The 13,490-nt window shown below is 61.9% G+C and carries 14 protein-coding genes; 3 read left to right on the top strand and 11 right to left on the bottom strand.

Annotated elements, in window-relative coordinates:
* Nucleotides 1-4 precede the first annotated feature (4 nt).
* The 11 genes from AC1DYW_RS27920 to AC1DYW_RS27870 all read right to left on the bottom strand — a co-directional run bounded on the left by AC1DYW_RS27920 (nucleotide 5) and on the right by AC1DYW_RS27870 (nucleotide 10,711).
* Complete coding sequence (locus AC1DYW_RS27920) at nucleotides 5-952, bottom strand: AEC family transporter (protein ID WP_457152902.1); 948 nt, start codon at nucleotides 950-952, stop codon at nucleotides 5-7.
* On the bottom strand, nucleotides 952-1,839 hold the full coding sequence (gene mdcB, locus AC1DYW_RS27915) for a triphosphoribosyl-dephospho-CoA synthase MdcB (RefSeq protein WP_477228350.1): 888 nt from the start codon (nucleotides 1,837-1,839) through the stop codon (nucleotides 952-954). The genes AC1DYW_RS27920 and mdcB overlap by 1 nt, the downstream gene beginning before the upstream one ends.
* Nucleotides 1,836-2,516 (bottom strand): malonate decarboxylase holo-[acyl-carrier-protein] synthase, encoded by a 681-nt coding sequence (mdcG, locus tag AC1DYW_RS27910; RefSeq protein ID WP_477228349.1) that lies wholly within the window; start codon nucleotides 2,514-2,516, stop codon nucleotides 1,836-1,838. The genes mdcB and mdcG overlap by 4 nt, the downstream gene beginning before the upstream one ends.
* Nucleotides 2,491-3,213 carry a biotin-independent malonate decarboxylase subunit gamma gene (gene mdcE / locus AC1DYW_RS27905; protein WP_477228348.1) on the bottom strand — a complete coding sequence of 241 codons (723 nt, stop codon included), beginning with the start codon at nucleotides 3,211-3,213 and terminating at the stop codon, nucleotides 2,491-2,493. Before mdcE ends, mdcG begins: the two co-directional genes overlap by 26 nt.
* Nucleotides 3,200-4,144 carry a biotin-independent malonate decarboxylase subunit beta gene (locus tag AC1DYW_RS27900; RefSeq protein WP_457152898.1) on the bottom strand — a complete coding sequence of 315 codons (945 nt, stop codon included), beginning with the start codon at nucleotides 4,142-4,144 and terminating at the stop codon, nucleotides 3,200-3,202. The genes mdcE and AC1DYW_RS27900 overlap by 14 nt, the downstream gene beginning before the upstream one ends.
* The gene (gene mdcC / locus AC1DYW_RS27895; RefSeq protein ID WP_095089133.1) at nucleotides 4,141-4,458 is read right to left on the bottom strand and encodes a malonate decarboxylase acyl carrier protein; all 318 of its coding nucleotides are present in this window, start codon (nucleotides 4,456-4,458) and stop codon (nucleotides 4,141-4,143) included. Before mdcC ends, AC1DYW_RS27900 begins: the two co-directional genes overlap by 4 nt.
* Nucleotides 4,459-4,472: 14 nt before the next feature.
* Nucleotides 4,473-6,119 (bottom strand): malonate decarboxylase subunit alpha, encoded by a 1,647-nt coding sequence (gene mdcA, locus AC1DYW_RS27890; protein WP_477228347.1) that lies wholly within the window; start codon nucleotides 6,117-6,119, stop codon nucleotides 4,473-4,475.
* A 242-nt stretch (nucleotides 6,120-6,361) separates the two neighbouring features.
* Nucleotides 6,362-7,540: an NAD(P)/FAD-dependent oxidoreductase gene (locus tag AC1DYW_RS27885; RefSeq protein ID WP_457155122.1), complete on the bottom strand. Its 1,179-nt coding sequence runs from the start codon at nucleotides 7,538-7,540 to the stop codon at nucleotides 6,362-6,364.
* Nucleotides 7,519-8,256, bottom strand: a complete 738-nt coding sequence (locus AC1DYW_RS27880; protein ID WP_477228346.1) for a methyltransferase domain-containing protein — start codon at nucleotides 8,254-8,256, stop codon at nucleotides 7,519-7,521. The genes AC1DYW_RS27885 and AC1DYW_RS27880 overlap by 22 nt, the downstream gene beginning before the upstream one ends.
* Nucleotide 8,257: 1 nt before the next feature.
* Nucleotides 8,258-9,340: a type III polyketide synthase gene (locus AC1DYW_RS27875; RefSeq protein ID WP_477228345.1), complete on the bottom strand. Its 1,083-nt coding sequence runs from the start codon at nucleotides 9,338-9,340 to the stop codon at nucleotides 8,258-8,260.
* Nucleotides 9,341-9,742: 402 nt separating this feature from the next.
* Complete coding sequence (locus AC1DYW_RS27870; RefSeq protein WP_457155160.1) at nucleotides 9,743-10,711, bottom strand: HAD family hydrolase; 969 nt, start codon at nucleotides 10,709-10,711, stop codon at nucleotides 9,743-9,745.
* A 522-nt stretch (nucleotides 10,712-11,233) separates the two neighbouring features.
* On the opposite strand from AC1DYW_RS27870, the gene AC1DYW_RS27865 reads away from it, so the two are divergent.
* From AC1DYW_RS27865 to AC1DYW_RS27855, 3 genes are all read left to right on the top strand, one after another.
* The gene (locus AC1DYW_RS27865; RefSeq protein ID WP_095089145.1) at nucleotides 11,234-11,494 is read left to right on the top strand and encodes a hypothetical protein; all 261 of its coding nucleotides are present in this window, start codon (nucleotides 11,234-11,236) and stop codon (nucleotides 11,492-11,494) included.
* Between the two features lie 321 nt (nucleotides 11,495-11,815).
* Complete coding sequence (locus AC1DYW_RS27860) at nucleotides 11,816-12,478, top strand: hypothetical protein (RefSeq protein ID WP_477228344.1); 663 nt, start codon at nucleotides 11,816-11,818, stop codon at nucleotides 12,476-12,478.
* A gap of 34 nt (nucleotides 12,479-12,512) precedes the next feature.
* Nucleotides 12,513-13,472 carry a SphA family protein gene (locus tag AC1DYW_RS27855; RefSeq protein WP_477228343.1) on the top strand — a complete coding sequence of 320 codons (960 nt, stop codon included), beginning with the start codon at nucleotides 12,513-12,515 and terminating at the stop codon, nucleotides 13,470-13,472.
* Nucleotides 13,473-13,490 lie beyond the last annotated feature (18 nt).

The raw sequence follows: 13,490 nt of genomic DNA, 5'->3' as shown, positions 1-13,490 counted from the left end.
GCCGCTATGGAAACATAATGGCGATGGCGATCGCCATCGTCACGATGCTCACGATGGTGCTGCCAATGACCATGGAGCCGACCGTCGAAGAGTCGAGCCGATAGCTCACGGCGAAAAAGATGCCGAAGAACCCTGCCGGCAGGGCAGCGAACAGGATCGCCGTCCTGGCGATCTCAAAGGGAACCGGTAGCAGGAGCACGATCGCGACCATCAGGAGAGGTCGAACGATGTCGGCCAATGCGGTCGCGCCCACGATCTTCCAGTTGAACTCGAACGATTGAGCCGACAAGACCAAGCCGGTCAGGAACAGCGCTACGCCGGCTGCGGCCTGCCCTATCACCATCAGACAGGCTTCGATGACAGGATTGAGCGTCACGCTGCATAGCGAGAGCAGGATTCCAAGCGCGGGGCCGACAACAATGGGTTTTGTCAGTGCGCGCCTCAGCGCGTCGAACATCTGAGCGCCTGGCGTCTTGACGGCGCCGTCCTCCTTCAGGCTGCCCATTTCGGCGACAACAAGTGTGATCGGAGTGACCAGGATCGAACCCGCGGCCATGGCAACGGCGACCGAGACCGGCCCCGTCGCTCCGAGCAGCGAGGATGCAATCGGAAGTCCGACACCGCCAAGGTTTGGGAAGGCAACGGTCAGAGCCTGCACCGAAGCGCCCACCTTGCCCGTCGCCAGAAAAAGCCGCGCGATGGAGTACCAGGCGAAATAGATGAGCAGCATGACCCCGCCGAAAATGGCGAAGAGCGGCGCCTGGACAAGCAGCTCGCCACGCGGGGCCGACGCGGTCGCCGCGAACAGCGATGCCGGCAGCGCGAAGCTCATGACGAGCGTGTTGAAGCCGTCGACATGATGGTTTTCGACGATGCCGAATCTTCCGGCTCCATAGCCGAGGGCCATCACGAAAAAGACCGGGGCGAGCGCCAGCAGGATTGTATTGGCCATCAGGCAAGCATCCTTTCCTGCGCGTCGACGAACAAGGTCATGGCAAGGAGGTCCGCTGAGCCCCCGGGACTGAGCCGACGGGCAACGAAGCTCCTATGCACAAAATGGGCGCGGCCTCGCCAGCCGGGTGCGCCGACGCCGCCCTGGTCGAGAAAGCGGCGCGCGGCTCGACGCGCAAAGCCGAGACCGGAGAGGCCGCCGCGGTGCAGCAGAGTGGTGTCCTCGACAACCGCAATGAGCGCGAAACATGTTTCGATGCGTTGGGCTTCGGCGTCGTCGGGAGCCTCAAGGACGCTCTTTCGCAGGGTGGGCAGGCCGACATGATAAATGCTGGGGAATCCGAGGGCAGCCTCGATCCGCGCACCACCAGCGCCGAAGCGGCGACGGGCCAACTGACCATGGCTCTGCGGAACCATCGGTCCTTCGAGTATGCCGCGGGCCCACAGCCGCAGGACCACAGTTCCCAACGACAGCGTGGGATCCACCTGTCCGCCGATCCTGGCGCCGGCGGCCGCGCATAGCAGGCCCAATCCGAATATGGCGCCGCGATGCGTGTTGACCCCCATCGTCGCCGCAAGCATGGCTGCCTCGGCATCGAGGCCGATTTCCCTCAACGCGCCCATCGCGCAGCCAGCGGCGCCGGCTTCCGCCAAAGCCTGGAAGTACGGCCCGATGGCCGCGGCGCTGGCGCGAAATGTGCCGGCATCCATGTCTTCATGGCTGCCGGAATCGATGTGGCTTACAAGGCCCGGCTTGGGCCACGTCTCCAGCTCGTCGAGAAGGCAACGCACCGCGCTCGTGGCGATGGCCCCGGCATCCGGAAAACGTGGTACCAGCACCTTTGACGCAAGCGGCCGCTCCGTGCCGAAAGCAAGGGCGACGGTCACGATGGCATCCCTTCAGAAAGAAAAAGCTGGGCGTCGAGCAACGCCACATCACTGACGGTCTTGACCAGAACCTCGCGCGGGCCGGCGTGAAGCTCCCGCCAGTTCGCGGCCACGCCGTCATGGCGGATCAGCTCACCATCCAGCCGCATCGGCGCGGCCGCCTCGATCCGCGCCAGATCGGCGGTCAGGCGGCTAAGATCCGTGTCGCGATTGACCTGCAGCAGGAGGTCGAGATCGGAGCGGTCGGTCAGATAGTCCAATCCTGTGACGACAGCCAAGGCAAGGCTGCCGAACACCCTGGCTTCCACGCCATGCCGTGAGGCGATATCCTCAAGCTTGGCGAGCGTGGGTCGCCAGGCGCGTGGCGCCGACGGGCCGGCGGACCGCAGCGAGGGCGGCGGAGACGTCGACAGGATATCCTCGTGCCGCATGAGAAACGAAAATCGCTTCTTTCCGGCGAAGTACGGCAGCGCAAGGCCCAAAGGCACGCCATGCCCCTCACCCGGCATGGCACGTCGTCTAATGAGCGGCCAGCCTCTATCGACCCAACATGAGACGAGCGCGTTCGCGGCGCCATCGCTGCGTGTTAGCAACAGCGAATGCCACGCCGCCGGCCCGACGAATATCAGATCGTGACGCCGCATCGGCAGTTCACAGAGCTTGAAGTGCGAGTTCACGGACGCGCTCCGCGATGGCGTATGCCTTCGGCCGACCGCCGCGCTCCAAGCCGACCACATCTCGGCGGTCGCGCGCATCCGGCATGTCCGCCAGAAGTGTGTCCAGCTGCTCAGCCAGCGGGGTGGCCTCGTCCCAGGTGAGATGAACCGCGCCTGTCTGAGCAAGATTTCGCAAGCCCGGAGCAAACACCGGCGTGGACTTCGCCTTTTCCTGCAAAACCTCGATCGACAACTTCGTCACCCTGGCCATGGATGGCAGATCCATCACCGCCGGATCGGCGGACGGCAGCCCTACCAGCACGCGGGTGGCCAGCGCCGTGGCGAGAAGGGCGCCGGCTGCGGAGTGGCCGTAGAGAAGACCGATGGCGGGTCGCCCGTGCATATCCGCATAGATGAGGGACTTGGCGAGATGAGCTAGGAACTCGTTCAAACCCAAAAGCTCGTCCCGCTTGCTCATGCGCTGGCTGTCACTGTCCGCCAGGACGAGGATCGGGGCGTTTCCGCTTTCAACCGACGCCAGGACGTAGTTCGAAAGGCGGATGGCCTCGTCCACGCCGAGCGCGGTCCGGTCCGCGACGCCGATGACGAGCGCCCGGCCACCCGATCGCAGTGCGCCCGAACCAGACAGAACTCCGCCGCTGTTTTTCACGTCGTGGCCGTCGGGAAACAGCGAGGCGAGAATGTCATCGAGCGTCACGGCTGGACCTCCGGACTTTGTCAGCGAGAGCAATGAATTGGTCCGCGGGCAGCGCAGGAATGGAAACGGCGTCAGGAATACCCTCTGCCGTCCAGATATCGACCGCATCCGGACAGGCGCCGAAGCGCTGCAACCGATCTTCAAGGCGGGATTGCTCGGCCTTCAAAGTGTCGATGCCGAAGGCACGGATTGAACTGAGCAACTCCAGCGCGGCGTCGCGAAAGTCCTGGACAGTATCATCGACGAAAACTTCGGCGCCGCCGAGGAGCCGGCGATGCTTGCCGCCCATGGTCCGCCAGACCAGCGCACGGTCACGGGAGTCGAACTCCTCGACACCGCGATTGGTCTCGATCACCTCGGGACCGGACACCGAAATGCGACCCTGCTCGGAGACCGCCAACGCCGAACAGCAGCCAGCGATCAAACCGCCGCCGCCATAGCATCCGGCCCGGCCGCCGATCAGCCCGATCACTTTCACACCTGCAGTTCGCGCTTCGATCACTGCGCGCATGATTTCGGCAATGGCAAGCTCGCCTGCATTGGCCTCCTGCAGGCGCACGCCACCCGTATCGAACAGGATCAGCACCGGAACAGACCCAATATCGCGCGCGGCGCGCAACAGGCCGGTCAGCTTCGCTCCGTGAACTTCCCCGAAAGCGCCGCCCATGAAACGGCCCTCCTGTGCTGCGACAAACACCGGCGAACCGTCGAGCCTGCCGAGTCCCACAACGATGCCATCGTCGAACTGCTCGGGAAGATCGAAGAGCTTGAGATGCGGACTGACCTCGCGCTTCTCCGGTCCGATGAACTCGACAACGCTTCCGGGATCGAGCAGCAGCCGGACCCGTGTCCGCGCCGAGGACTCGTACCAGCTTGCGGTGCGATCCAGTTCCACCGAAGACGTGGTTCTCTGTGTGTGAGAGGCGCTCATTGGTCGTCCTCCTCCATCAGCCGGGCCGCTTGCGCCAGCCTGAGGGACACGGTGTCGGGACGCGCTCCGCCGTCATTGATGGAGAACCGGAGCCCGCCAGGCGAATAGCCTTTGACGAAGTCTGCGATCACGGCATCCCACACTTCGCCGAAACCCGCCGCAGCAGTCCTGATCTCCACCAGGCATTCGGAGTCGGGGAGCACTCGTTCGGCCAGAACTTCGAGATTGCCGGACGCAACAACGCCGATGACGGCCAGTTTCCTTGTGCCGGCCGCGCGCTGGCGGGTGGCGTGGCGGAAGTTCAGGTCCTCCATCGCGGCTGTCCTTCTCACCAGTTGCGGAATCTTGAGGGCGGCGCGTAGAGCCCACCCGACCAATGGACAAGATCCTTGATGGAACGCGCCGCCAGCATGCTCCGGTCGGCGTCGAGCGGATTGATACCGATATCTTCAGGACGACGGATGGCACCGCGCTCGCGGAGGTGCTGGACCATCTTAGCGTCGCGGCCACGGCCGACGTCGGTGTATCCCGCCACCCCGCGGATCGCCTGCTCGCGCTCCCTGGCATCACGACAGAGCAGCAGATTGGCGATGCCTTCCTCGGTGACGATGTGCGTTACGTCGTCGCCGTAGATCATCACCGGCGCCAGCTCGAGATTCAGCCTTTCGGCGAGTTCCAGAGCATCGAGCCTCTCTACAAACAGCGGCACGTTCTTTTCGCCGAAGGTCTCGCCGATCTGCACGACCAGCTTGCGGCCACGGCGCAGCAGCGTTGACCCCTCGGGATCGGCTTCCCTGCCAGCCTGCAGCCAGGGCTCGCTCGGATGTCGCCGCCCGCGCGCATCAGAGCCCATGTTCGGCGCCCCGCCAAAGCCGGCGATGCGCGACGTGGTGACCGTGGAGGAATTGCCCTGAAGATCGATCTGCAGCGTCGAGCCTATGAACATGTCACAGGCATAAAGGCCGGCCGTCTGGCAGAAGGCCCGGTTAGAACGCAGCGAACCGTCGGACCCGGTAAAGAAGACGTCGGATCGGGCGCGGATGTACTCATCCATCCCGACCTCGGAACCGAAGCAGTGGATCTGCTCGACCCAGCCGGATTCGATGGCCGGGATCAACGCAGGGTGAGGGTTTAGCGCGAAATGGCTCGCCACCTTGCCCTTCAGTCCGAGTTTCTCGCCATAGGTCGGCAAGAGGAGTTCGATCGCAGCGGTGTTGAAGCCGATCCCGTGGTTCAATCGCTTGACGCCATAGGGCGCGTAGATGCCCTTGATCGCCAGCATGCCGGTCAGGATCTGCGACTCGGTGATAGCAGCGGGATCGCGCGTGAACAGCGGTTCGACGAAGAATGGCTTGTCGGCCTCGACAACGAAATGCACCCGGTCCCCCGGTATGTCGACGCGCGGAATCTTGTCGACGATCTCGTTCACTTGGGCGATAACGACGCCGTTCTTGAAGGCTGTGGCCTCCACGACGGTCGGCGTATCTTCGGTGTTAGGCCCGGTGTAGAGGTTGCCGTCACGATCGGCGCTGACTGCAGCGATCAGCGCGACGTTCGGCGTGAGGTCGATGAAATAGCGCGCGAATAGCTCGAGATAAGTGTGGACCGCACCGAGCTCGATCTTGCCGCCGAACAGCATCTTCGCAATGCGCGCCGACTGCGGGCCGGAATAGGCATAGTCGAGCTTCTTCGCCACGCCGCGGTCGAATAGGTCGAGATGCTCCGGCAGCACGACGCCGGACTGCACCATGTGCAGGTCACGCACCTTGGCTGGATCGACAGCAAGGAGGGCGGCGCAGAGCAGATCGGCCTGCTTCTGGTTGTCACCCTCGAGGCAGACGCGATCGCCAGGGCGGACCACCGCTTCCATCAGTTTGGTGGCGTCGCGCACATCGACGACCTTGCCCTTTGCCAGCCTCGCGCCGGCTTGGATACGGGCGTCGCGCGCTTCCCGGCCACGCTGCCAGGTCGTCATCGTCTTTGCTCCTCCAGCAGGCTCCGGATTGCTGGCCGAAATTAGTCGCGGAGCTCCCTGGAGTATTTCCTCAAGCAACCATGTTTTCGACTTCGCACGCTACCGAACCCGGCAATTGCATGACAGCTCGAACGTTGTCCGGTTCCTCCACTTCGCAACCGTCTTCTGATCGATGCCGCAGCGCTTGGCGACAGGGCTGAAGGCCGATCAAAAGCATGCCATTGTTAGCCGGAGTGGAGCGATCACCGTGGAACTGGCAGCGCTTTCGTCTTGCCAGACAGTCTGGCTCCGATCGCCAGACTTTCGGGAAACCAACTGACGAAAGCCCTCATCGCCGCAGCGGATTGAGGGAGGGCTGCAATGCGTGCCAACACGGTGGCGGTGCGAATGCGAGTTGCGAATTGTCTGTTCCAGGCCTTTGAGTAGCGGCTGCCGGCGGCAACGCGCGCCTCGCGATCCCATCGGTCGAACCTGGCCAATTCGGTGGCCAACAGCCAGCCGGACTGCAAGGCCATGGAGATGCCTTCGGCGATGATGGGATGGGACTCGCCGGCAATGTTGCCGACCCGAAATATGTCGTCGGCAAAACGCGGACGAATGCCAGGGCGTATAGGCCCGGCGGCCAGCCATTCGCCATCGAGTGTTGCGCCCCCGATCGCGGAAACCGTACCAGGACAGGATGCCACGATGTGCGCGTGAACGGCTTGGCCCGCCGACAAGGCACCACTTTTCTCACGCAACCTGGCCAATACGTCGCGGCGTATGCAGCAGGACAGCGACATCCTGTTCTGATCCGTCCACACCATGCCGCCATAGCCGCCCGGAAACACCAGGAGAGGCATGAGGTCTCGGGCGAGCGAAGCTCCTTTGAAGTGAGCCTTGAAGCCAAACAGATCGTGAGGCGCACAGCTTTTTGGGAGGTTGGTTGGAAGCTTTCCCTGCTCCCAAGAACCATGGGCGGCTATCACGACTGGCGCAGCGAGAACCCTCTGATCGTCTTTGCCGCTGATCCGGACTGCGGCGTTCTCCCCATCGCTGATGATCGTCACCGCACGGCAAGGCTGAAAAACATCGGCTCCGGCATTGCGGGCGGCGTCCAAGAGGATGCCATCAAGGACGTCGCGCCCAAGTGCACGCCCAAAAGCGTCTCCCGCCGCCCGGGGCATGCCCGCGTCTATGCCCGGGCCCGACGCAAACAATGCTACTCGCCTGACTTCCGGGCCTGCCTTGGCGCGAATCGCAGCGCCCGCCCCCAAACGGTCCAACAGCTCCAGATTGACTGCCGACATGAACTCGCCGCAGACTTTTCGGCGCGGGAATTCGCTTCGTTCGATGATGGCAACCGCGCGCCCCTGGCCGCACAAAGCCAAGGCCACCGACGCGCCACTTGGCCCGGCACCTATGACAATGGCATCGTACATCGCGGGAGCGCTTCCTTGGGGATGACGCTGAAAGCGTGGGTAAACGGGCCAATCCTGCGTTCTTCACACTGCTGGCTGGAACCCGATGGCCACAGACTGGAAAGTTCATTGCCCGCGAACCCCGCGCGGACGCTCGCTGCTGCATCGTGCATGGTCACCTCGTTTGCGCCGATGATGCGTAGGAGCGAGCACATTCTCAAGGCAGTGGCGTTTCGGCTTGGCTCGGTGGCGAGGAACACCGGTGCCCGTGAACGGAGCGCTGCAAACAGAACCTTCAAGTCCGCGTCGGAAAAATGGTGGAGGAACAGATTGGCCGAGACAACGTCGTACGCGCCGGCGCCGGGCTTTGCGATCCAGTCAAAGACGTCATCGGTGACGGTTTCAACTCGCCAGCCGAGTGCGGTGAAGTCCGCGCGCCGTTTGTCTGAGATGAGGTTGACCTGGTCAAGCATGACGAGATCCACGTCGGCCCATCTCCTGGCCAAACGTCTTGCAACCGAGAGCATGAATGCCCCGTCGCCGGAGCCGAGTTCCAGAATCCTGGTAGGCGTTCTGCGCACGTTCGCCTTGAAGAGACCGGCCATGATCGCGCTCTGAAACATCAGCGCGTTTATCCAAACGAGGTCCCGCCGGGAGCCGATTGCCCTTGGATCGTCGGGGGGGAGGATATCGAGCAGTTCCGGCTCGATCCGACGGCGGTCGAGATCTTTGGCCAACTCAGGCATTGCCGGCCGTATGGAACATCATCGTCTCCGCCGTCAGGCCGGGTCCGAATGCCATGGCACAACCCACGCGGTCTTCCGTGAACCCGCGCAGCATTCGCTCAAGCACGAACATGACCGTGGCTGAAGACATGTTTCCGTTTTCGCGAAGGACCTCGCGCGACATCGACAAAGCACAGGGATGGAGATTCAGCGCGCGCTCCACGGCATCGAGTATCGAGCGCCCCCCTGGGTGGACAGCCCAAAGATCAACGCTGCCGACGCTGCTGGCTCCCAGAATGCTGCCGATACCTTCAGCGAGCACACCTTGAATTGCGCCAGGGACTTGTCCCGACAAAACCATGTCGAAACCGTCGTCGCGAATGCCCCAGGTCATCAGGTCGCGGCTGTCAGCGGCGACGATCGCGTGAAAACTATCCAGGCCGATCCCGAATGGGCGGGCAGTCACCGACGCGGCCGCGCAACCATCACCCCAGAGGCAGAAGGACAGCAGTTTTTCGAGATCGCTGGTCTCCCTGAGATGGAGCGTACACAGTTCAATACAGACGATTACGACGTGAGCCTCGGGTTCGGACCGGATGATGTGCCGTGCCAGCTTGAGCGCGTTGATTGCCGCGTAGCATCCCATGAAGCCTATGATCGTGCGCTCAACGGTGGTCGGCAAATTGCATCGGGCAATTATCTCCAGATCGATACCGGGGGCGGAGAAACCGGTGCACGTTGTCACGATCAAATGCGTGACGGTCGTCCTGTCCTTATCCTGGAGGAGCCGCTCCACGGCTTGCTGGGCCAGAACCGGCGCAGCGGCGGCAAACATTTCCATGCGTGTCGCTGTTCCTGGAAATGCACCCCGCTTGAAAACGCCCGCCATGTCCACACTCGGACCCTCGGGATCTTCGGCAGGCGCAAAGCACGAATAGCGATGCTCGATCCCGCCCTTGTCTGCCATGCGATTGAAAATCGCGCGGCGACGGGGGTTTGCCGTCAACTGAGAGCCAGCAAACTGCAGGAAGAACCTGTGAACGCTGTGGTCAGGGACGGCCGTCGCAATTCGGTTGATGAAAGCTTGAGCGCACATTTTCTTCCTTGGCTTGCCGCCGCAAGCCTGTGGTCACCGAGGAAAGCGCCACGTGTTGGAGGCTCGCAGCGGATCTGCGCCTTCGACGGCAATGGCAAACTCTATTGTGGTAAACGCTCAGAACAGGAAATGCTTCCCTTGGACCCCTGCCCTTCGCCAAATTTCAGGCCAATGCGGTTGGACCGCAACCGAAACCTCGCTGGACAACGAATGTTTTGCGCCGCTTGCCCACAAGCACCGTGAAGCCCGGCAGGTTGGTGAGTGCGCGATGTTCGATCTGGCTCGATCGGTTGGTTTGTCTACGCCATCATAGCCGCGCAGTACGAAAGCGAAGGGCTCCGATCTTTGTACTAAAGCCTTTACCCGCCTTTTTGAAATTGTCCTCAACGCGGCCCGTGCCTTTCAGGACGGGAACACCAATTTCCAGTCCTGCTTCATGTCCACGACGGTCCAGCGTTCCTTCATCGCTTCGTCCCAAGCTTTGTCGAGCTTTCCGACTGAGGATTTGCGATCGTACGCATATTCACGATCGGCGTCGGTATGATGCACGATCCCCATGAACCGCGCGCCGCTTCCAGCGGCGGTCCATTGCAACATCTCCAGATCGCCGTCGGAATTACCGAACGCAAAGATGGGTCGGCGGCCTATGAACTTGTTGATGCCGACAGGTTTGCCCGGTCCGTCGTCGACGAAATCGATCTTGGCTTCCTTGATCAAGGCCGGCTTGCCGTCGGCACCCACCACGTATTTGGTTGCTCCCGACGACCCGACGATCCTCTCCGGCGGGATGCCATAGACAGCTTCCATCCAGGGGCGCATGAAATCGATACCGCCGCCCGACACCACAAATATCTTGAAGTCGTTCTGCCGTAAGAACTCCAGCAATTCCAACATCGGCTGGTAAACAAGTTCGGTATAGGGACGATGGTAGCGGGGATGACGCGCCGTCCTGGTCCAGTTGATGACCGCGCTGTTGAATTCGTCGGTTGTCATGCCGGCGTGCGTCACAGCCAGGATCTTGAATATTCCCTGCTCGCCCGAGCGAACCAGACCTGACACGTCGTTTGACAGGACAGATTTGAACGGTTCCTGCGTCTGCCACTCCGGATGGGTTGGGGCGAGCTGCTTCACCTGGTCCAATGCGAAGGCGAGTTGCGAGTAGATCGGCTGTTCGCACCAGAGCGTTCCGTCATTGTCGAAAACAGCGATACGCTCGTTGGCCATGACGAATTCCTGGCCGTCCGGCGTCGTGACCTTTGCAACGAAGTCCATGATCGAAGCTTTGGCGGGCCCCTCATGCCACGAAGCGAGAGGCGCAGCTTGAGCACGCGCGGACACGACGCTGGAAAGCGGCAGGCTGGTGGCCAGCATGCCGGCGAGCACCTTGCGTCTGTCCATGGCCGGACTCATCTATCGAACCACGACTTAGACGTGCACGCCGACTGTTCTTGCACAATAGATCCTGGACAGGGCATCGCGAACTCCAGCGGTTTGGTGCGTCGCGCCGGCACGGACTTCAGCCTGCGAAGTCGATGACTGCGGTTGGATGCGCTGGTTGATCAGGCGATGCAGGCCTCGGAGAGGCCCCATTCGATTGACCGAGCGCGTCAGGCAGTCAGAATAGGAGCGGGCCTTGCAGGCACAAGACTTGGCTGCCGCACATACCGATACGAAACGGTAACAGCCCACCGATAGAACCGATGGGGGCGCCGCTGGAGCTTATGCCGGTCCCTTGGTAGCAGCCAAATCGCGCCGTCGAACGCCAAGGCGGTGACGCTTGCAGGCCCCGGATAGAACCCGGCTGTAACAGTAAAGTGCTGGCGCGCCTCCCCTCACTGTGACGATGCTTGCTGGAATGCTTCCGCACGAGGTCATTCATTCGGTTTGAAACATATGGCCATGCCTTCCGAAACCGCCCACGACCGTCGGGGCTTGCTAAGGCTCATGTTGAAGATGCCGGCCTTGCGCGGCACGCTTCAAATCCTCAGCGCGACGAATTCCGATCTGCTCGGCCTGTGCGGCGCCTACGAGGATGCCAGCACGGCCCTTGAGCGCTTGAGAAAGGAAAGAGGAAACGCGAACCGCGCCGCGATTGCTGAATACGAAGAGCTTTGCACCGATCTGGAGACCGACATTATCCGCATGTGCCAGTGACACCCGGCGGCACGTGAGCGTGTCCGGCCTTTGTAACTGTAACGTACTTCGCTTTCCGGCATTCCGATTCAATTGTGTGACGCGCCGAAAGCTTCGGGCGCGCAGCAGAGGGTCGTGACCAGGGATGTTCATGGGACGCGTTCGCCCTGGCGTAGGTGCATTCCCGCTGACTGGCACCTTCCGCCCTCAGGGGCTTGAAGCAGCAGTTCCAACGTCCGGCTCAACGTCCAGTGCCCTCGCCATAGCCTTTGCTGTTGCGCTACCCCTTGTCAGTGGCGCCGAGGCCCAGGAGGCCAAGGATACTTCGGGGACGAACCTTCCGTGCTGACAAGGACCCTGTCGTTCTCGAACGAGTATCGATTCCTGCCGGGGGACGAATACTACGATATTTCGAACGTCCGTTACACCGAGCCTTTTTTCGACGGAAAGGCTTCCGTTCGTCTGACCGTGCCGCTCGATGCAACCAATCTGACCGGCGACGACGAATTCGGCCTCGGCGACATTGCGGCTAAGCTCAGCTGGATTCCCTATTTGAGCAGGCGGCAGGCGTTTATCCTCAGCACCGAGATTTATGCGCCGACCGCCTCCGAGGATGTACTTGGCACCGGCAAATGGGTCGCCGCGCCCGGGCTGACCTGGGCCTATTTTGCCAGTCCGGAGGTCATCATCGCCCCCGCCTACATCCAAAATTTTTCATTCGCCGGTCACAGTGACCGAGCCAATGTCAATCGCGGCGATTTCGATCTCTACGTCGTCGACAAACCTCACGCCAAACGCTGGTGGCTCACGTCCGACTTGACCGCAAGTTACGATTTCGAAGCCAAGACAGCACCCATGTCCTGGGAGGTTGCCTTGGGCTTCAATCTGGGCAAACTGGCAAACGGCGGCGCCATCAATGGCTACATCAGGCCAGGTATCGGCATCGGCAACGACCGGCCCTACGACTACAACATGGAGGTCGGCGTTTCGTTGGTCAGTTTTTAGCGACCAATGAGACCTTGGTACAGAGAGGGAGACGATGACTGAATCAAGATCATCTGCCTGGCTATTTACCGCGACAGCTGTTCTTGTGGCATTCGCTCCCACAGGGCAAGCAAATGCCACCGAGGCCGTTGCCGGACGCTATATCCCCGGCGCCTTCGCGAGTCCCGGTGCGGGTATTGTGCCGCCCACGCCGGGCGCCGGCTATTGGGCAATGTCCAACATCTACTACCATGGCGAAGCAGATGGCCAGGTTCCATTCGGCAAAGGCTCGGTCGCGGTGGGTCTCACCGGCGATATCTATGCCGCGATTCTGGCAGGGGTTTACGTGCCCGAGTTGCACTTGCCAGGAAACTGGACCTACGCCGTCCAGCTTGCCGTCCCCCTGGGCTGGACCGGGGCCACTGCCGCGGTCGGCCCGCTGGGGGCGGATCAGCATGTCACCGGGCTCGGCGACATCGCTTTCGCGCCGCTCGTGTTTGGGTGGCACAACGATGCCATGAACACCTGGCTGTCGGCATCCCTGACGATCACCGCACCGACCGGCGAATGGAAGGAAGGGGACCTTGCCTTCATCGGCCTCAACTACTGGACGTTCACGCCGGCGATCGGATTCACCTATCTCATCCCGCAACACGGGCTGGACCTTTCCGCCAAATTAGGCGTGGACATCAACACCACGAACCCGGACACCGATTACTACAGCGGTGCGATGGCCCACCTCGATCTTTCGGTCACAAAGGCCGTAACGGAGAACCTTTCCGTGGGGGCGATCGCGGGCTTCCTGGACCAAATCGAAGACGATCGGGGCGCGTTCGCCGACACCCACGATGGATTCAGGGGCCGCTCGATCGCGCTCGGGCCGCTGGTCAAATACAAGGCCAAGTTCGGAGAGAAAACCGAGGTCGATTTCACCTTGAGGTGGGCCCATGAGGTCGAGGTCGAAAACCGCATGAAGGGCGACGCTGTGTTCTTCGACGTTTCCGGCAAGTTTTGAGCGGCGGGACAAACCAAG

The sequence above is a fragment of the Mesorhizobium sp. P2_D5 genome (assembly GCF_056404355.1).
This window is presented reverse-complemented; position numbering and strand designations above follow the sequence as displayed.

Coding starts and splice junctions, on each gene's coding strand:
- AC1DYW_RS27865 (WP_095089145.1), top strand. CDS start 11,234: ATGGCCATGCCTTCCGAAACCGCCCACGACCGTCGGGGCTTGCTAAGG.
- AC1DYW_RS27870 (WP_457155160.1), bottom strand. CDS start 10,711: ATGCTGGCCACCAGCCTGCCGCTTTCCAGCGTCGTGTCCGCGCGTGCT.
- AC1DYW_RS27920 (WP_457152902.1), bottom strand. CDS start 952: ATGGCCAATACAATCCTGCTGGCGCTCGCCCCGGTCTTTTTCGTGATG.
- AC1DYW_RS27855 (WP_477228343.1), top strand. CDS start 12,513: ATGACTGAATCAAGATCATCTGCCTGGCTATTTACCGCGACAGCTGTT.
- mdcC (WP_095089133.1), bottom strand. CDS start 4,458: ATGGAGGACCTGAACTTCCGCCACGCCACCCGCCAGCGCGCGGCCGGC.
- mdcA (WP_477228347.1), bottom strand. CDS start 6,119: ATGACGACCTGGCAGCGTGGCCGGGAAGCGCGCGACGCCCGTATCCAA.
- AC1DYW_RS27885 (WP_457155122.1), bottom strand. CDS start 7,540: ATGTACGATGCCATTGTCATAGGTGCCGGGCCAAGTGGCGCGTCGGTG.
- AC1DYW_RS27900 (WP_457152898.1), bottom strand. CDS start 4,144: ATGAGCGCCTCTCACACACAGAGAACCACGTCTTCGGTGGAACTGGAT.
- AC1DYW_RS27875 (WP_477228345.1), bottom strand. CDS start 9,340: ATGTGCGCTCAAGCTTTCATCAACCGAATTGCGACGGCCGTCCCTGAC.